This is a genomic window from Sphingobacterium sp. UBA2610, from assembly GCF_002339225.1.
GTDB classification, from domain to species: Bacteria; Bacteroidota; Bacteroidia; order Sphingobacteriales; family Sphingobacteriaceae; genus Sphingobacterium; species Sphingobacterium multivorum.
The window spans coordinates 1-15603 of sequence record NZ_DDKA01000032.1 but is presented as its reverse complement, the minus strand read 5'-3'; the positions used below and the strand labels follow the sequence as shown (position 1 = coordinate 15603).

The window sequence follows — 15603 nt, the reverse complement described above, 5'->3', positions numbered from 1 at the left end:
ATTTTAAACACTTAATTTTTACTAACCAAAAAATCCGCGATCAGCGATCTGATTGTGAGCAGCGACAACAGTCTCTTCCTTCTCTTCTATTTCTGGTTTCTCGGTTGACTCCTTTGCAGATTTAGACTTTGTTGCAGGATCATTTTTAGCACGATTGGCAATAACGCCTTCTAAAGTTTTGATACGCGCCTGATTCGCCTGTATTGTTGCTTCCTGATTAGCAATAGTTGTATTAGCTGTAGCTAAAGAGGCGTTGGCCGTCTCCAGTTCCGTAGTCACGCGTGCGCCTTCATCGATCACAGATTGCTCAACGATCGTAAAGTCCGTAATACCAGCTGCTGTTAGATCAGCGTTAGCCAAATCCAAAGCAGCTTGAGCTCCTTCAGCTTCAACAGAAGCCAATGCAGCCACATTGTTAAATTTGTTCATATTAAAATTTTTAGTTTTCTTGCTAGAAGTAAGTGATCGGAGATGCGCAAGTGCATCATCCATTGTTCCTATACCGTCAATGATACCCATTTCAAGGGCTTCATCAGCGAAATACATTTTGCCAGTAGCCCAGTTGTCATTTTTTAGTCTATCTCCACGACCCAGTCTTACAGCGTCTAAGAGTTCACCCGTAACCAGGGAAATGCGATCCTCCAATTCAGCAAGCGCATTTTTGTCGCCAGCTTTTGCCAGTTCATAGACTGTATTTTTATCCTTAGACTGCTTCGCTTTAATAACAATCCGCTTAACACCCTCTCTTTGTTCACGTTCAGTAGCATCAAGTAAAGTAGAATAGCCGCCAAAACTGCCGATTTCACATAATTTGGAAGATGCAAAAACAGCGTCTGCAGCAGCAGCGATAAAGCCACCTCCACTTGCTGCCATACCTCCATTGACATAACTTAGACTCGGTTTCCCAGAGGCCATAATTGCCTGCATAAACTCAAGCACACCATCAGCTTGTCCCCCTGGAGAATCGATCAGGAAAAAATGAGAAGTAATATTTGTCGCATTTTCGGCTTCATTAAATGCGCTATGGAGCTCATGCGTTCCATCACCACAAAAACCATAATGCATAATTGGCCCCCTCAGATCATAGAGTGCCGTCGACCCCTTACTTGCTTTGGACCAGCCATCACGATAATTGTGTCTCGCTAAGCTTGGATCAAGAATGAGATTATTTGGAGTTTGAGAATTGAATGTGACTGACTCACCATTCAAGAGCATTTGGATCAAACTCCAGTTAGCGTCGATCCAGGATTCATCCAGAAGCCACGATGATCTAAGAATTGAAGAAATTACATTGAAACCATTCATTAAAAAAGCCGATCAATTTGTTAAGCACAAAGATTGATCGGCTTTTTTGCTTGGAAACGACTATAAATTGATAATATAAGGGTATATAGGTGCACTTTCAAGACATTTTCCCTCGAAAGAATAGGAGTATCTTTTCTCCTTTGATAAAAAGCTGTACGTAAAAAAGAGATCCCCATCGAGTCCGGCAATTCGTTGCTTACCTAAGAGATCAACAAATACAATAACATAGCGTATAGTAAAATTACCCATACTTTTAAAGAGCTCGAGAACTTCCGAAGAGTCACCTGGATAAGCGCCATCTATACTCGTATCGAAATACCCTCCATTGTCTGAAGTCTGATATTTTTCACCAAATTCAAGCGAATCAGAAGACGCATAACCTAGGTACCAATAGTTCGAATCCTTAAATATTACCTGCTGCTGTGCCATACCATTACTCACTCGAGGAAGTTTGGATATTTCATGTTTTGGTACAAAATAGAAAGATCCTAACCCACCAGGATTTAAGATCGGACGATTTGGAAAATTCTTTATCATAGTTCAAAGGTTAAAATTTAATAGACAGAGGAAACGACAATAAAAAAGTGTCAAATTTTGCGACACTTTTGTACCCTACTTTTTTGTCATTTAAAAGTCACAACCAATTAGGCAATCGATTTTTTGAAGAAATTACCCAAGATTTCGTTTTGGCGATCACGATATCGCTCATAGTCCTTTTCTAAGGTACGTATCCCAATGATATCTTCATGAAGATTACACTTGCGCATAAAGTCTATTATGCATTGTCTGATCTGGGAGCGATTGTAAGTAACATGGAAATCCATGTAAGTATGAAATTCGTCCAGGAACATAAATCTTACCATGTTGTTAAAATCAATTAGCGTTTTGTTGGGTACACAATAGCCACTGTTTTTAAATGCTCGCTCCGTAATCTGAACCGTGATGGAATGATCATACTTCGTGATATCCATTCTCTGATTATTGATCGGCAAGTTTTTCTTTTTGCATAATGAGTTTAGTAGGAAAATTCCAAAGATGTTTTTTTTGGTCAAAATGAAAGGATCAACATCAAACTTTGAAGCTAGATAATACTTATTTACCTCGGTTACTAAAATTGGTATTTCAACGATCATGCATAAAAATATCTTGTTTTGCTTTCAGATCACATCAAAACCGTTAAAAGTGTTCCAATGTTCCAATGTGTTCCTACTGTTCCAATCTGTTCCAATAGGTTTTTTTAATAAAATATAGCTTTAAATATATTTGAATAAACTTTTGGAACAATTGGAACGATTGGAACACTTTTTAATGCATTTGAACCGTTTGTTATTTTTTTGTTTATTAACTAACAAAATCTGCCCTCTCAGCTGAGAATCGCAGGTTGGGGAAAATGACCGGAAATAATCATAAAATTGGAACAGTTGGAAAATAATGAGAAATTAGGTCTTTAATGGCCTTTTTCAATTGGAACGATTGGAACAGCAGCTTTACATTATGTCATATACTTCCCAATTTCTCCATTATTCGCAAACAAAAAAGCCAATCAGGACGATTGGCTTCTTACACTAAAGTACATTGAGTTTCTTTTCAATGTTGTAATCGGAATCTATTTCATAACATTCATCTCCTGAATTGATGACTAAGGGTAGATTGAAATCCATATAATTACATATATGAAAAAGTCCTTGTTTTACATGTGTAAAACTAAACTTCACACCTCTCAGTTCTTTATCAACCATTTCTTTCTCCTTAACAGTACTAAAATAGACTGAGATAAGTTCCAACATTTTCTCTTTAGCGATAGATACATCGCCCTGAATTATGTCTACTATGCCACTATAGGAGACATCCATATCAATGCCACAATAATAGTTGACATTCTGGTCAAAATTAAGCCTATCGATTTCAGCAGCTATAAAAGCAGCTGCTTCAGATAACCTTTCCACTTCTCCCATATTCACCAACTTGTTCAAAACTTCTTCCGGCCAACTCGATGGCCAAAGATTAGCATCCCCAGTAAGCAATGTTATTGCTACTTTCAATAGGCTACCATCGCCATACTGGAGATCATCTATTGGTCTATGATCACTATAGAAATGACCTTCCCTTTTTTCTTTAATTAAATCAATACCTTTTTTCATAGTTTCTATCTCGAGAAGTTTGTACGATCTTCATGTGGAATGTATGGGATCATCCTTTTTCTGACCATATTCGAAGCTAAATCCTTCTCCTTAGCCGGATCAAAAGGAAATTGAATGTATTCTTTTAATCTGGCGGTTTCACCAGTCAATTCTCTATAGGTCTTGAGGCTATCTTCATCAATAACCGAACGATCAATTATTTTAGATAATAGATTGAGAGACTCGTCCAATGTATTTATGGATTTCTTTAAAACAGCTTTTTCTTTTTCGTAAAAGAAATCATCAAAAGCTTTTTCTAACGAGATCAACAGACTCCCATTTATTTCACCAGTTTTAGCTATATGTTCTAGGTTGCTAGGAACAATATGTATTGCTTTAATGTACTCTATTTTTGTTTTCATAATTTATTATGGTCTGAAATATATCTTGGATCAACTTTTCCATATCCAAGCAATTTTGTTTTAATTCTTATTCTAATATATCGCATCGATCCAACAGCAGTTCCTTCAGGGATATTCAACATATCGGCAATCTCACGAAATTTGTAACCGGCCATATTAAGCCGGAAAATATCCCGATGTAAAGGATTTGCTGCATCTACGATCTGATCTAGCTCAGCTAAATACATCTTAGTGAGCGCATCGTTATGGCTTATTGGTTCTCCATCCAATAGCAGCTGCATATTTTTCTTTCGCTTTCTGATCAAGTCTACAAGCTTTTGCTTAAGGACATATTTAAAATAGCCATCGGTAAGATCATTTGTACGATCGCGTGATCGCCATATTGATATAATAGCTTCTTGAATAATGTCATTGGCATCATCGATATCTTTTGTAAGGTTTATTGCATAGCCAAGAAAGCGTTTTGGAGCTTTCGCTAAATATTGTTCAATCATTATTTTCTTTGGTTGTAAATTGTCTACTTTTCATATGGGCAGTGATCAATAAACTGATACTGCTCTCACTAACATTATATTTTTTCGCTAACTCTTTAAGCATATATTCGCCAGTATAGAAAAGTTCTATAATTTCTTTCTTCTGCTTTTTTAAGAGTTTACGGGAAACCATTTTAATTTTATTATCTAATCTTCATTTGGACGTTAAATCCTGCTTTTATTAATTGGCCAACATAGTACCTTGGACCAACTGGGATCTCCTTAAAAGATTGATAAGGATAAACGTCAATTTCCCTGAGTCCTGGATCAATCGTAAAACCTGCTTCTCTAACCATTCGGTACAAATAATTAAGCCTTGATTGTTTTAAACCACCTTTTTTTAAGCCATCCTTTTTCATCGTCCTCTTAATTAAATAATTCCACCTGATCCTGTACTGGTACAGATGGGCCTTCAGTAAATTCAATATTTTCGACTAGCATGGTACCTCTACGTTTGTCTCCAGCTGTATATTCAGTATATAGTCCTTCAACTTTGATTGGCGTCCCTGCAGTCAACCGACGAACCTCATCCAATTTTCGTGAGAAACAAGAGACTTGGATAATTTTTTCTACCATAAAACCTTCTTTCTCATATGATTCATCAATTTCCATTATCCATGATACTTTAGTTTCTCCAAGCGTCTCAACGATAGCTGCGTCTTTATATCTTACTGCTCCATTGATAACACGCTGAACTCCTAAAGGAGCCACCTCGCGTTCTAGGTTCAGATTCATCATGTCATAATCAAAGACAAAGGCACTAGATGGAGTGGAGGATCCATTCTTCTTTTTGAAAACTGTAGATTTTATCGTACCTATATACGATTCCTGTTCCCTCATGAAATTTGTAATTGTTTCGCTATTTAGACCTGTTTTTCCAGTCTGTTGACGAGTAGCGTTCATATACAATGGATGGATATTTGTCATCCTTATATAGAGAAGCTTCTTAGGCTCTTCAAAAGTCTTTACACGCGTATTTTTACCATCTTCCCCAACGTCGGCCCGTGATATAATTAAAGGTACCGAGTCCCTAACGTCAATCTTGAAATCCCAACCATCCGTGATCATATCCTGTTCAAGTAAAAATTCTAAGGTTTTCCAAAAAGTAGCCAAAGAATCAGATTCAGTAATCCGCTGAGACAATGAAATAATGGATCGCTTAACATGATTAAAGAATTCATCGTAAGAAAATGGGAAGTCAATCATCCCATCGAGCAACTTGCGAAAAGTCAACATCGTACAAAAGTTTTGTTGAATCCGGCTTTTAACGCGAACACCTATTGTTTCGAAGGCCTGCGATAATTTTTTAAACTCTTGAGCATAAAACTCAGCATATTTGCTTTCCACCAATGAACGATACTGAAGAAGCTCAACTAAAATTCCACTTAATCCCTTTTTCTCCCATGCTTTCAACCGGTTAAAATTATCAATCTGTGCTTGCGTTCTGTTCGTCGCTGATATTTGCTCTGGAATAGACCTAGATAAAACAGAAGCATCATCCTTCGTTGATAAGAATTGACCAATAAGAATTAGCGTGCAGTAAATCTCCTGAACCTCGGTTTTCTTTTTCTTAGTCATTGAACCCTTCTCCCTGCCTTCACCGTCAAATCCAGCTTTGATTCCGCCAAACCATTCTGGTTTGATCGTATTCTCGTCAAATTCATTGAATCCAACAGGACAGTTGCGGAAGCGTTCCATTCTCGAGAAGAATGCAAAGTCGGTACCGTGATTCAAATTGAAGAAAGGCATTTCCTTAAAAAAAAGATTACATATTGATTCGGCAAAAACTGATTTACCTGAACCAACGGAACCATAAACATAAAAGTGAGGACATGAAGAATTAAGAGCGTAAACGATATCACGAAAAATGGAGACAAAAACAAACATTAACCCAGTCCATGCATTTAGGCCATAAGCACCGACAAACATCTCTGCCCACTCTGAAAATGTAAATGGTGCCGGTGACCAGGAAAGATAACGATCATTTTTATAAATGTCATCTTCAGCCCGGACCTCATTAGCCAAGGAACTGGCTGCCATCGATAAGTAATTGGTTCCATTAACATCAGTAAAACCATATTCATTAAATGTGTGAAGAGAATCATTATGATAAACCCGGTTATAAAATGACCAAAACCCTTCAGGTTGCCACCCCAGTGTTTTCAGCTCAAAGCATTTCGGGTACTCCCTCAATAAAACTGATTTAAGCTTATTCAATTGAGATTTTGCAAAGCCATCCATCAGAAAGTATACACCCTCATTCATTAATATCGATTCAAACTGATCGACGGACGTAAAAGCTTTGGAGGGTAGTTCTAAAACTGTTTTTGATATACCATTATCGACTTCAGTCAAACGCCTATTGGCATTTTCATCTTTCGAATAAACGTGGATCAAAGGTTTGATAATAAAATTTGTCAGCTGTTTTGCTCCTTTGTCTCCCATATGGAAATAAATACCAGTATGCTGAATGCCGTCTTTTTTAGAGTCAAAACCTAGTGTATAGAATTTTTCCTTATTTATCCATGACGGTAATATAGACTCTTGATCCTGTTTCCTTTCCTCTTGTATCACTCTCTCTTCGATCAAACTCTCAACACGTTTTGTCAAGGTTCCGAGCTTCATTTTCTTCGCTTTAGAAATTCGCTCTATATAGCTCTCACGTAAATAGTCCGATTGCTCAAGGGAAATCGTCATTGCGATATCGGCCAATGCCTGATCCTTCAAATGGATATCGTCCTTCGCATGATCCAAAAGATACATCGCTTTCCACATCACACCATCTTGAGTATGGTTTTCCAACCACTCGTCAATAGGATTTTTACGGCCTTCCAATCCTTTTACAGGCATTTCACCATCTTTCGGAAGCAGCTCACTACCTAATACTTTACACAGCGTATCCGGATCGTCCTCTTTATCCGGACGCGCAACATTTACACGAAGGCCGGCTGATATAAGGATATCGATTGACTTTAAAGTAGCCTTATGCCCTGCATCGTCACCATCAAAAAATATAGTTACGTTTTGACAATGCCTTGCTAGCTTTTGTGCATGGCTCTCCGTAAGAGCCGTACCACAAGTGGCCACCGTGTTACGAATACCCATTTGGTGCATCATGATCACATCGATGTTTCCTTCGACCAGTACTGCAAACCTTTTCTTCCGTATCTCCTGTTTTGCAAACCAAAGGCCGAATAAAACCTCTTCCTTTCTGTATAGTAAAGAGGTTTTGGAATTTATATATTTTGGAGTCTCCTTCTTACCATCATCGTTTTTTCTGCCGGAAAAAGCAATTATTTCACCCCGATCATTATGGATTGGGAAAATGATCTTGTTGATAAAGGTGTCATAAACGTTTCCATTGTCGTTCTTTTTTACCAAACCAAGTTCTTCAGCAATCGCATATTGGCCGTTGTTTAGCACATGTGGAGTGATCGATTTCATGGCATCTGGTGAATATCCGATCTGCCACTCCACAATTGTATCCATGGAAAGCCTTCTATGCTCCAAAAGATATGTTGTCGACCAGTGGTTGATCGGCAAACCAAGAATATTATTAACCCACGACTTCTGAACAAATCTGTTAAGGTCAACCATCGTCGCACGTTTTTCCTTAACCTCCTTATCCTCTTCATTGGCAAGCGTCTCCTCTACCGTCATTGAATATTTGGCAGCGAGCTTATGTATCGCATCCGGAAACTCCAGCCGGCCATTCTCCATCAAGAAAGTAACCACATTCCCTCCTGCACCACAGCCAAAGCATTTGTACATTTGTTTAGAAGGACTAACCACAAAAGAGGGTGTGTTTTCATCGTGAAATGGACAACATCCCTGGAAGTTAGATCCTTTCTTCTTCAATGTTACTACTTCGCCAATTACATCTTCTATTCTAGTGGCATCTAATATTTTATCTATACTTTCTTGAGTTATCATGGATTTTTAATTGAATTATAATTGCAAGTATTTTAATGAGGAAAATGATCATGTTATTTGATGATGATGACTTTTAAATTTCTTCAAGCCAGTACATATATCGCTCTGTTAAAACTTCAAGTACCTTTTCATTCACTTTAGTAAATGTACTGGCACCAGCTGTTGGCGATATAAAACAAGTGATGTATTCTGCACCTAGCTCTGGTAAACGATCCTCGACCGATACCTGTCTAAAAACTTTTATGCTGGGCCTATCATTCATAGCTTTAGTTTTCTGCTTTAATTGCTTCAGTTTTATTCTCAATGGTGATTTTAGTAGCTCCAGCTCTTTGGGACATTAATTGTTTTCCAAGATCGGTTAACCCTTTCGATTCATAGATTTTCATTGCTGTCGAAACGTCAATAGCTTGCCGTGTTTGTTCATCGAGGTCGAATGAAAGTGTAATGAAATTTAGATGGACACCCAGCTGCTCCAGTACTTTATTACTTTCGGCAAGTAGATGATTTTCGATTTCCGATTGGTCGAGCTCGACGATATCCTCATCGAAAAATATACGTTTGGCGACATCCTTGATCCTTTTATCGATCACCATATTCTCAGCCATTTCGAACGATTTGCCAATTGCTTCCTCGTTATCAGCATCGACATTGGCCTTACCTAAAAATTTCGCTTGTTTGATAAATGCGAGCGCATCGATAATTGAATAATCATAGTCGATATGTACATTGGCGCGGACCTTATCCTTTAGATTTGAAATGAAAGTCGCTTCTCCTTGCATTGGGAAATTTGGAACCACAACTTTCATATAGCACATATTCAAACCGCCTTTCGGTACAGCTTCTCCGGCATTGATTTTTTTCCAAGTCATTCCGCAATCCTCAGAGACAACGACCTGTTGATTGGATTTGGCATAATTACAAGATTGCGAAGTGATCACTGATCCAATGATCAATAGCGTCCAGATTCTCTTTGTTGCGACAAATGCACCGGTAACTAATATAATGTAGGCCATCAAAATAAATCCGAAAGTAAATGGATCATTTATAGCGTAGTTTCCTACAATCATTTTGTAAATCCCGTAGGTTCCGCCTACAACGCCTATGATGATCATGAGCATAAAACAAGTTTTTAAGAAATTTCTCATAATTATTTAGTTAATTTATTTGTTTAGATTTTTACTTTTAATAAGCTTTCCGTCAAGCAATTCAATAAACTGCTCTTTAAAATATTCATAAGGTTGACCGGTGATCGTTGCTACTGCCCGGAAAATCTTCTTCTTCTTACTGTTACTTAATGTGATCGTTGATGTCCGATTGAGCAGGGCTTCCATTTTTTGGATATCCAGCTTTTGTCCCAAACATTTCCGTTCAAGTCCGTCAATCTTCTTCTTCAGATCACGGATCACCTGGGCTTTGTTCTCCTCTATCTGGACATAATTTCCAAACTCGTGAACCATTGCAATACTCAATAACTTGGTTGCATGTTCGAAGCCTTTGGCATATTCCTCATTAAAATCCTTTGGAATATCAGTCGAACTGATATGCTTGATCTTTCTGTAGATCCTCGAAAGTGTAGCTTTGATATCCACTATTGCCCCCTCCTTTCAAGTTCTGCGTCGATAGCCATTGTAAGCATATCGCGAAGCATTGTAATTTCTTGAATATTTGTATCTGCAAACACCTCATGATCCCAGTCATTCATCGAAGTATGCATCTGTAATTGACCTAGATTATTTAAAATCCTTATTTGAAATACTCCATAGCCATCGGTGCTTTGGAATATGTGCTGGTATTCGTTTGTTATAATTTCCATTTAAGTTGTAATTATCCTTTTTTTACCGATAGTTTATACCTCCTGTCTCTTATCTTCTGGAGCATTTCCTCCGTAGCATATTTTTCTAAGTTTTTCCCTCCGACCGAGCACCTGACACCATTATCCTCAGAATATAGTATGTACACATATTTACGTTTTACTAACCTACCTGACTTAGTCATAAATTTTTCTAAACAAATCACGTTAGCTCCTGGCTTCTGAGCTCCCTCACATAATACTTCAATGCTGCTCAAATAACCTTTTGATCCATTAATTTGAATGGAAAATTTATTCCCGGTTTCACGATAACAGTAACTGCATACCTGGGCCATCCAGCGTAATTGTTCGAAGTATTGTAAATCGAACTTCATTAATAGATATTCTTCCATTTACTTCCTCTTTTTTCTTTTGTAAGTACTATTTTGTTGCCCGTCAAACCATAGCATAAAGCATAAGGCAATTACAGTTGTTAAAAAAATTAAAAAATGCATAGTTATTCCTCCGTCATTTTAAAGTCCAAACAATATTCTGCGAACTCGTACTTTTCAAACTCCTTCAGCTGCATTCCATAAGTTTTACCGAATGGCACAAAGCCCTCATGATCATTGAAACTTTGGATAATCCCTTTTAATGAATAGTTTGCTGAGGAGGATATTTGGAAAATGCGCAGCGCATACTTTTTGACAATTTCAGAAATGATATCGGCTTCTTTATCCCAATCCCAATCAAAGAAGGTCAATGCTTCCATAGCTATTTCTTTAGTAAAAATTTGGGTATCTACCTCAATAATGCAACTGGCATCACCGCACTGGTAGTCAAATTCGTAAATTCTTTTAGCCATGATTAACTTTCAAAATATGTGAGACCTGGACGCCATTGGCTATAGCCAACAGAACATTTTGGGTATTTTTTGCGCAGGCGTCTAAACTCTGCAGTTTGCTCGTCGAATGTATTATGAGAAACTTTTACCCTCGCCAACAGAGCCATTTCAGGGTAGTTATGACATTCAATTACTTGTTTTGCCTCGTCTTCGATCGTATAGCGGTATCGGTTCTTTTCGAAGCTATCTGGGTACTTATTTTGACTTTCAGTTACCCAAGCAGACAAAATTGACATGGAGCTATTTACTACTTGTATAAAGCTCTCAAGCTTTCCATCTCTTTCTACTAAACACCACTTCTTCATATCACCTCCTCAAAATAATCCAACTTAAAACCTTCTTCCTGATAGTGGCAGTAATGAGCAAGCGAGCAATTGTTTTGAAACTTATCAGAAAGACGTTTCTTTTCTTGCTCGATCTGGAGCTCGTCCAAATGACGGACATCAACCCGGGCCAAAATATTGTACCGAACATATACCTCAATAAAAGATACCTGAACCATTTCCGGGTACTTCTCTTCTAAACGCTTTGCTTTCGCACGATTTAAACCCATGTCGTAAGCCATTTTTAATCCTTCGAAATATCCGATGGACAGATCACCATTTAGCGACCAATTAATAATTCTTGTTTCCATTCTATTCTTCTATTACTATATTTTACTTTAATCCTTGACCTGATCAGGACACCGAAAACTAAGGGCGAATCAAAGAACGTTTCAGGTCGTCTTGCCCGTGCTAATTCTATTTTAGATCATTAAGGTTAATCTCCTGGATTGCAAATGGACGTGTCCATCGACTTCTTTTCATTCCTTCAGTCTTGAGCAAGAGCTCAAAGGCGGGATGCTTATAACTTGATTTACCTGTAGTTCTCATCTCCTCACAGTTTACGATTTGAGCTGAACTTAATCTGATATCAAGCACATCATATTCTTTTAAAGGAAGATCAACTTTGCCGGAAAACAATCCTCCTGAAAATGATTGTTTCGTACCTACCAGCTCTTTATACTTTTCTGGAATTATCATTATTTATAATTTTAAAATTGTTTCAAATACCATCTGCACCAGTTGAAAAGGCAGACAATGACAGTTACATAATGCTCATAAAAGCGCGATTTAGGACTAGGTGCGATTTCTATGATATCCGATTCCAACATAAGCACTTTTTTCACCAATGTTTTGAGGGAATCCTTTTCGTAATAGGTTCGCAGCACAAAATCAATTTTTCTCAAAGCAATATCTTGTCGTGCAGTCATGTGAACAGAAAGCGCATACTGCCGCTGCTTCATAAACTTTGCGAGAACATCTTTGATAAAAACTCTTTGACGTATCGACCAAATGTTGACAGCCTGCTGATTTGAGTAAAATTTAACAACCTCGTCCTTTCTATGGCATAGCGCAGGATATTTTAATATCACCTCGCCGCGTGACCTGTCAATTGTTGCGTTAATCATGGCTATTTAGGTTAATGGTTAGACAAAGGTTACAGCTGGAGCCGGTGAAACGAATGCTGTGAATTTTCCGATCACACATCCCGGATGAAATTTTTGAAGATTGTCCAGAGCTCTTTTCTTTCTGCCTCTAGAAATACCCGTGATATCAATACGAGCAACAACGGTTTCATTTTTCCAACATGTCACAATAGACAGCGTTTCCTCTTTAGGACTAACTTTTAAGCCTTGCTGAGTAGAATTCTTAACCAGCTCATGCATTTCATTGAGACATTTTGAAAAGTCTTTGTGCGATTGGCCATAAACTATGCTCCATGCACAGTTACCGTTTGAAAGTTCTATTTTCATTGGTTTTTAGATTAAGTTCTTGTCTTTAGCAAATAGGATCATTTCGTATTTTTTGAAGAAATTCCCCTTCTGCTGTATATTGGTTATATGAGAATTTACGGTGTGCTCGGAAATATCCATGATATCCGCGATCTCCTTATTCAATTTGCCCTTTGCTACTAGCTTTAATGTCTCCAGCTCACGCTTTGTCAATTCTCCGTTCTCGACCTTAAGTGTCGTGCAGATCCTACCTTCGTATTTACAGGTACCACGCTTTCCACAGTCAAAATATTCGGCATAACCAATAGTCCCATTTGCATGTATATCGGGCTCCGTGTCGTACTTACCAAATCTGCAAAAGATATAAAGAGCGATCATCTCCTCTTTATCAGTCACATTCCAATCCCGGATATCTAGAATAACTTCCGGATGCGCAGCCATGTCTTCACAAACTATATCGATCGCATCCTGAGGGAAATCTCCCCAGATCCAAACTCTACCAGCGTGCGTACACTTCAGAACCTGATCACGATTCGACCAGAAAAATTCGTATCCATTATCTTCAATACCGGCAGGAAGTTCTTGGTTAATGACTTTTAAAGGGATCATGTGTAAGAAGTTTTACAACTAGGCAGGAAGTATATCTAAAGAATCAATTTTTTGCTCAAGGCTTTTGATTTTCTCGCGATCTTCTTTGATTATATCAATTGCAGCTTCGGCTACTTGATTAACTCTTTTTCCTCCTTTGCCACTCAAAGCTCTGCTCACAGTAGCTAAGCTAACGTCCAGCTTCTCTGCGATTCGATCCATACCATCGGTGGGTAGCGCAGCCTTTAACTTATTTAGATACTTAGTACTTAATTGCGATTTCATATCCTGTTTGATTTTATGAATTTTGACTTCACAAATATGAAATGTTTGCAAATAATATGCAAGTAATATTCATAAATAATGAATTTAATATTCATATCAAATTGATATTCAATGAAATAATTTTTCAGATTTTTGTAGTATGAAGGAACCGATAGGAATAGTTATTAAAGATAGTATTCGCCAGTCAGGTATGACTCAGGAAGACTTTGCCAACGATATGGGCATGACGCTCAGAAACTTAGCTAACCTATTTGGAAAAGAACACATTCCTATGGAACAGTTAGCGAGGGCGTCAAAAATAATGAAGCGGGATTTCATAACTGAATATGTCGAATGGCTGCATGAAAAAACTCCCGAAATCAAAGAGTATGAAAATTTTCTTCATAAAGAATATTTAGATCATGAACAAAGTGGCATTGCCAATAATCAAAGAGAAACTCCTGAGTTAATTTCAATTGCTCTTAATGTTAAAGGTTCAATAGAGAGTGTGAGTGCTAATTTATCTGAGTTGATCTCAGTTGTGAAAAGAGAGGCTGAAACAAGGGGATTTAAATTAACCTAATTATGAGAAAACATTGTTATATACCGTTATTGTTTGTGCTCTTTCTATTAGGATGTAGTAAAGAAAAAAATACGGTTGATGAAGAGAAACTATTTAAAAAAGTCCTAACGTTCACTTCAAACATATCGACAACAAAATATGAAGTAATTAATATTGACTCTAAGCAAAAAATAGCCTCTGGCGATGATATAAAACCAACATCCCAGCAAGCCGAAAAAGACGGATATCGATATGTTTACAATCAAGAAATTAAAGTTAAAGCTGGAGAGAAATTGCGTCTCATCCTTCCTCTCAATGAAAATAGAAAATACATTACTATCCATATTGGGGGAGTATTTTCAGGATTATCATCTATAATACCTGAAAAAATTCAATATCTCGATTTCAAAATGGATGATAAGCTTTATGATTAATCTTCCAATAATGACCCTAAGAATACTTTTATTATTCGGATTATCATATCTAATTTTTATTCTATTCTCTTGTTCTAATGATCATTTAGACATTAATAGAAAGGCTTTTGGTAGCATAGATTTTGGTGTCCGCAAAAGTGAATATTATAAAAAAATTGATACTATACTTCCAAAGTTTAAAGAGCTTGATGAGTATAAAATTGGAAAATTCCGATTTACAGAGATAGAGCCTGAATTTCATGCAGATTCATTGATCAAGCTAACTATACATGGAGTGCATTATGTTGGATACTCAAATTTTAGCGAAGATTATGATGCTATTTTCAAATCCCTCTCCGAGAAATATGGAGAACCTTCTGTAGTATTTAATGATCCAGCAAAACTTACAAGTGATAAACTTGGAAATTTTCTAGCGACAACGTGGTCATCAGGGTTCAAAGAAATTGAATTTAGATTTTGCAAGTATCCTGAAGAGGAGTACAAAATTTTAATGATTATTCAAGACACATTCGCAAAATACGCTATCGAGTCTGAGAGAATTGATAATAATGCAAAGGAGTCAAATAAGATAAAAGACATATTATAATATGAACGAAGAAGAAGATTACGAAGGAAACAAAGTTAGGATTACATTTGAGTTAGCCGCGCCATATTCTACCATTCAAGAAGAGCTTGATGATTACATCAGTGATATTCGGGAATTGGCAGAAGTAAGGGGATTCAAAGTATTGCCGTGCACAAATGGCACTACCGACTTGTAACTTCTTGATTACATGGGCCTGGGTACAGAACTGATTGGCGTACTTAAAAGCTCCTTTGTATGACACAAAGGAGCTTTTTTTATACATCAAATTCAAAATATCCACGATACATACGCAAGCTTGAACCTATCTCCCCTTCTCATTTTTAAATTGCCCCTATTATGGATCAAGCAGACTTCTTGGGGGAATATTAAAAATTTCCTAGTTTAGCATC

26 protein-coding genes are annotated in these 15603 nt (G+C 37.4%); 4 read left to right on the top strand and 22 right to left on the bottom strand.

Annotation, left to right across the window (positions count from 1 at the left end; all coding sequences use genetic code 11):
* Positions 1–21: 21 nt before the first annotated feature.
* From B4Z47_RS21140 to B4Z47_RS21040, 22 genes are all read right to left on the bottom strand, one after another.
* The gene (locus tag B4Z47_RS21140) at positions 22–1305 is read right to left on the bottom strand and encodes a S49 family peptidase (RefSeq protein ID WP_286727867.1); all 1284 of its coding nucleotides are present in this window, start codon (positions 1303–1305) and stop codon (positions 22–24) included.
* A 60-nt stretch (positions 1306–1365) separates the two neighbouring features.
* Positions 1366–1842: a hypothetical protein gene (locus B4Z47_RS21135; protein WP_286727866.1), complete on the bottom strand. Its 477-nt coding sequence runs from the start codon at positions 1840–1842 to the stop codon at positions 1366–1368.
* 107 nt (positions 1843–1949) lie between these two features.
* Positions 1950–2276 (bottom strand): hypothetical protein, encoded by a 327-nt coding sequence (locus B4Z47_RS21130; protein ID WP_286727865.1) that lies wholly within the window; start codon positions 2274–2276, stop codon positions 1950–1952.
* Positions 2277–2870: 594 nt separating this feature from the next.
* On the bottom strand, positions 2871–3446 hold the full coding sequence (locus B4Z47_RS21125; protein WP_286727864.1) for a hypothetical protein: 576 nt from the start codon (positions 3444–3446) through the stop codon (positions 2871–2873).
* Positions 3447–3451: 5 nt separating this feature from the next.
* Positions 3452–3847, bottom strand: a complete 396-nt coding sequence (locus B4Z47_RS21120) for a hypothetical protein (RefSeq protein ID WP_286727863.1) — start codon at positions 3845–3847, stop codon at positions 3452–3454.
* On the bottom strand, positions 3844–4341 hold the full coding sequence (locus tag B4Z47_RS21115) for an RNA polymerase sigma factor (protein ID WP_286727862.1): 498 nt from the start codon (positions 4339–4341) through the stop codon (positions 3844–3846). Before B4Z47_RS21115 ends, B4Z47_RS21120 begins: the two co-directional genes overlap by 4 nt.
* Positions 4334–4513 carry a hypothetical protein gene (locus B4Z47_RS24770; protein WP_376782387.1) on the bottom strand — a complete coding sequence of 60 codons (180 nt, stop codon included), beginning with the start codon at positions 4511–4513 and terminating at the stop codon, positions 4334–4336. The genes B4Z47_RS21115 and B4Z47_RS24770 overlap by 8 nt, the downstream gene beginning before the upstream one ends.
* Before the next feature lie 10 nt (positions 4514–4523).
* Entirely contained in the window at positions 4524–4739 is a 216-nt protein-coding gene (locus B4Z47_RS21110) for a hypothetical protein (protein ID WP_286727861.1), read from the bottom strand.
* Between the two features lie 7 nt (positions 4740–4746).
* On the bottom strand, positions 4747–8313 hold the full coding sequence (dnaG, locus tag B4Z47_RS21105) for a DNA primase (protein WP_286727860.1): 3567 nt from the start codon (positions 8311–8313) through the stop codon (positions 4747–4749).
* Between the two features lie 73 nt (positions 8314–8386).
* A complete protein-coding gene (locus tag B4Z47_RS21100; protein ID WP_286727859.1) occupies positions 8387–8575 on the bottom strand; it encodes a hypothetical protein in 189 nt (62 codons plus the stop codon).
* Positions 8576–8579: 4 nt separating this feature from the next.
* Positions 8580–9458, bottom strand: coding sequence for a hypothetical protein (locus tag B4Z47_RS21095; RefSeq protein ID WP_286727858.1), 879 nt, complete (start codon positions 9456–9458; stop codon positions 8580–8582).
* Between the two features lie 15 nt (positions 9459–9473).
* A complete protein-coding gene (locus B4Z47_RS21090) occupies positions 9474–9902 on the bottom strand; it encodes a hypothetical protein (protein ID WP_286727857.1) in 429 nt (142 codons plus the stop codon).
* Positions 9902–10126, bottom strand: a complete 225-nt coding sequence (locus tag B4Z47_RS21085; RefSeq protein ID WP_286727856.1) for a hypothetical protein — start codon at positions 10124–10126, stop codon at positions 9902–9904. Before B4Z47_RS21085 ends, B4Z47_RS21090 begins: the two co-directional genes overlap by 1 nt.
* An 11-nt stretch (positions 10127–10137) precedes the next feature.
* Positions 10138–10515, bottom strand: a complete 378-nt coding sequence (locus tag B4Z47_RS21080) for a hypothetical protein (protein WP_286727855.1) — start codon at positions 10513–10515, stop codon at positions 10138–10140.
* A 104-nt stretch (positions 10516–10619) separates the two neighbouring features.
* Complete coding sequence (locus B4Z47_RS21075; RefSeq protein ID WP_286727854.1) at positions 10620–10967, bottom strand: hypothetical protein; 348 nt, start codon at positions 10965–10967, stop codon at positions 10620–10622.
* Between the two features lie 2 nt (positions 10968–10969).
* A complete protein-coding gene (locus B4Z47_RS21070; protein ID WP_286709551.1) occupies positions 10970–11311 on the bottom strand; it encodes a hypothetical protein in 342 nt (113 codons plus the stop codon).
* The gene (locus tag B4Z47_RS21065; RefSeq protein WP_286727853.1) at positions 11308–11640 is read right to left on the bottom strand and encodes a hypothetical protein; all 333 of its coding nucleotides are present in this window, start codon (positions 11638–11640) and stop codon (positions 11308–11310) included. Before B4Z47_RS21065 ends, B4Z47_RS21070 begins: the two co-directional genes overlap by 4 nt.
* A gap of 106 nt (positions 11641–11746) precedes the next feature.
* Positions 11747–12028, bottom strand: a complete 282-nt coding sequence (locus B4Z47_RS21060) for a hypothetical protein (protein WP_286727852.1) — start codon at positions 12026–12028, stop codon at positions 11747–11749.
* Positions 12029–12039: 11 nt separating this feature from the next.
* A complete protein-coding gene (locus tag B4Z47_RS21055; RefSeq protein WP_286727851.1) occupies positions 12040–12456 on the bottom strand; it encodes a hypothetical protein in 417 nt (138 codons plus the stop codon).
* 18 nt (positions 12457–12474) lie between these two features.
* Positions 12475–12801 carry a hypothetical protein gene (locus B4Z47_RS21050; RefSeq protein WP_286727850.1) on the bottom strand — a complete coding sequence of 109 codons (327 nt, stop codon included), beginning with the start codon at positions 12799–12801 and terminating at the stop codon, positions 12475–12477.
* A 6-nt stretch (positions 12802–12807) separates the two neighbouring features.
* Positions 12808–13389 carry a response regulator transcription factor gene (locus tag B4Z47_RS21045; RefSeq protein WP_286727849.1) on the bottom strand — a complete coding sequence of 194 codons (582 nt, stop codon included), beginning with the start codon at positions 13387–13389 and terminating at the stop codon, positions 12808–12810.
* Between the two features lie 18 nt (positions 13390–13407).
* Complete coding sequence (locus B4Z47_RS21040; RefSeq protein ID WP_286727848.1) at positions 13408–13653, bottom strand: hypothetical protein; 246 nt, start codon at positions 13651–13653, stop codon at positions 13408–13410.
* Positions 13654–13792: 139 nt separating this feature from the next.
* Here B4Z47_RS21040 and B4Z47_RS21035 point away from each other — a divergent pair, with 139 nt between their 5' ends.
* The 4 genes from B4Z47_RS21035 to B4Z47_RS21020 are packed head-to-tail and all read left to right on the top strand — an operon-like array spanning position 13793 to position 15389.
* Positions 13793–14215: a hypothetical protein gene (locus B4Z47_RS21035; RefSeq protein WP_286727847.1), complete on the top strand. Its 423-nt coding sequence runs from the start codon at positions 13793–13795 to the stop codon at positions 14213–14215.
* A gap of 2 nt (positions 14216–14217) precedes the next feature.
* On the top strand, positions 14218–14628 hold the full coding sequence (locus tag B4Z47_RS21030; RefSeq protein ID WP_286727846.1) for a hypothetical protein: 411 nt from the start codon (positions 14218–14220) through the stop codon (positions 14626–14628).
* Between the two features lie 10 nt (positions 14629–14638).
* Positions 14639–15214 carry a hypothetical protein gene (locus B4Z47_RS21025; protein WP_286727845.1) on the top strand — a complete coding sequence of 192 codons (576 nt, stop codon included), beginning with the start codon at positions 14639–14641 and terminating at the stop codon, positions 15212–15214.
* A gap of 1 nt (position 15215) precedes the next feature.
* Positions 15216–15389 carry a hypothetical protein gene (locus B4Z47_RS21020; RefSeq protein WP_286727844.1) on the top strand — a complete coding sequence of 58 codons (174 nt, stop codon included), beginning with the start codon at positions 15216–15218 and terminating at the stop codon, positions 15387–15389.
* The last annotated feature ends 214 nt before the right edge of the window (positions 15390–15603 follow it).

Coding starts and splice junctions, on each gene's coding strand:
- B4Z47_RS21035 (WP_286727847.1), top strand. CDS start 13,793: ATGAAGGAACCGATAGGAATAGTTATTAAAGATAGTATTCGCCAGTCA.
- B4Z47_RS21020 (WP_286727844.1), top strand. CDS start 15,216: ATGAACGAAGAAGAAGATTACGAAGGAAACAAAGTTAGGATTACATTT.
- B4Z47_RS21025 (WP_286727845.1), top strand. CDS start 14,639: ATGACCCTAAGAATACTTTTATTATTCGGATTATCATATCTAATTTTT.
- B4Z47_RS21030 (WP_286727846.1), top strand. CDS start 14,218: ATGAGAAAACATTGTTATATACCGTTATTGTTTGTGCTCTTTCTATTA.
- B4Z47_RS21115 (WP_286727862.1), bottom strand. CDS start 4,341: ATGATTGAACAATATTTAGCGAAAGCTCCAAAACGCTTTCTTGGCTAT.
- B4Z47_RS24770 (WP_376782387.1), bottom strand. CDS start 4,513: ATGGTTTCCCGTAAACTCTTAAAAAAGCAGAAGAAAGAAATTATAGAA.
- B4Z47_RS21085 (WP_286727856.1), bottom strand. CDS start 10,126: ATGGAAATTATAACAAACGAATACCAGCACATATTCCAAAGCACCGAT.
- B4Z47_RS21120 (WP_286727863.1), bottom strand. CDS start 3,847: ATGAAAACAAAAATAGAGTACATTAAAGCAATACATATTGTTCCTAGC.
- B4Z47_RS21080 (WP_286727855.1), bottom strand. CDS start 10,515: ATGGAAGAATATCTATTAATGAAGTTCGATTTACAATACTTCGAACAA.
- B4Z47_RS21040 (WP_286727848.1), bottom strand. CDS start 13,653: ATGAAATCGCAATTAAGTACTAAGTATCTAAATAAGTTAAAGGCTGCG.
- B4Z47_RS21100 (WP_286727859.1), bottom strand. CDS start 8,575: ATGAATGATAGGCCCAGCATAAAAGTTTTTAGACAGGTATCGGTCGAG.
- B4Z47_RS21125 (WP_286727864.1), bottom strand. CDS start 3,446: ATGAAAAAAGGTATTGATTTAATTAAAGAAAAAAGGGAAGGTCATTTC.
- B4Z47_RS21065 (WP_286727853.1), bottom strand. CDS start 11,640: ATGGAAACAAGAATTATTAATTGGTCGCTAAATGGTGATCTGTCCATC.
- dnaG (WP_286727860.1), bottom strand. CDS start 8,313: ATGATAACTCAAGAAAGTATAGATAAAATATTAGATGCCACTAGAATA.
- B4Z47_RS21130 (WP_286727865.1), bottom strand. CDS start 2,276: ATGGATATCACGAAGTATGATCATTCCATCACGGTTCAGATTACGGAG.
- B4Z47_RS21060 (WP_286727852.1), bottom strand. CDS start 12,028: ATGATAATTCCAGAAAAGTATAAAGAGCTGGTAGGTACGAAACAATCA.
- B4Z47_RS21055 (WP_286727851.1), bottom strand. CDS start 12,456: ATGATTAACGCAACAATTGACAGGTCACGCGGCGAGGTGATATTAAAA.
- B4Z47_RS21140 (WP_286727867.1), bottom strand. CDS start 1,305: ATGAATGGTTTCAATGTAATTTCTTCAATTCTTAGATCATCGTGGCTT.
- B4Z47_RS21050 (WP_286727850.1), bottom strand. CDS start 12,801: ATGAAAATAGAACTTTCAAACGGTAACTGTGCATGGAGCATAGTTTAT.
- B4Z47_RS21095 (WP_286727858.1), bottom strand. CDS start 9,458: ATGAGAAATTTCTTAAAAACTTGTTTTATGCTCATGATCATCATAGGC.
- B4Z47_RS21075 (WP_286727854.1), bottom strand. CDS start 10,967: ATGGCTAAAAGAATTTACGAATTTGACTACCAGTGCGGTGATGCCAGT.
- B4Z47_RS21110 (WP_286727861.1), bottom strand. CDS start 4,739: ATGAAAAAGGATGGCTTAAAAAAAGGTGGTTTAAAACAATCAAGGCTT.
- B4Z47_RS21135 (WP_286727866.1), bottom strand. CDS start 1,842: ATGATAAAGAATTTTCCAAATCGTCCGATCTTAAATCCTGGTGGGTTA.
- B4Z47_RS21045 (WP_286727849.1), bottom strand. CDS start 13,389: ATGATCCCTTTAAAAGTCATTAACCAAGAACTTCCTGCCGGTATTGAA.
- B4Z47_RS21070 (WP_286709551.1), bottom strand. CDS start 11,311: ATGAAGAAGTGGTGTTTAGTAGAAAGAGATGGAAAGCTTGAGAGCTTT.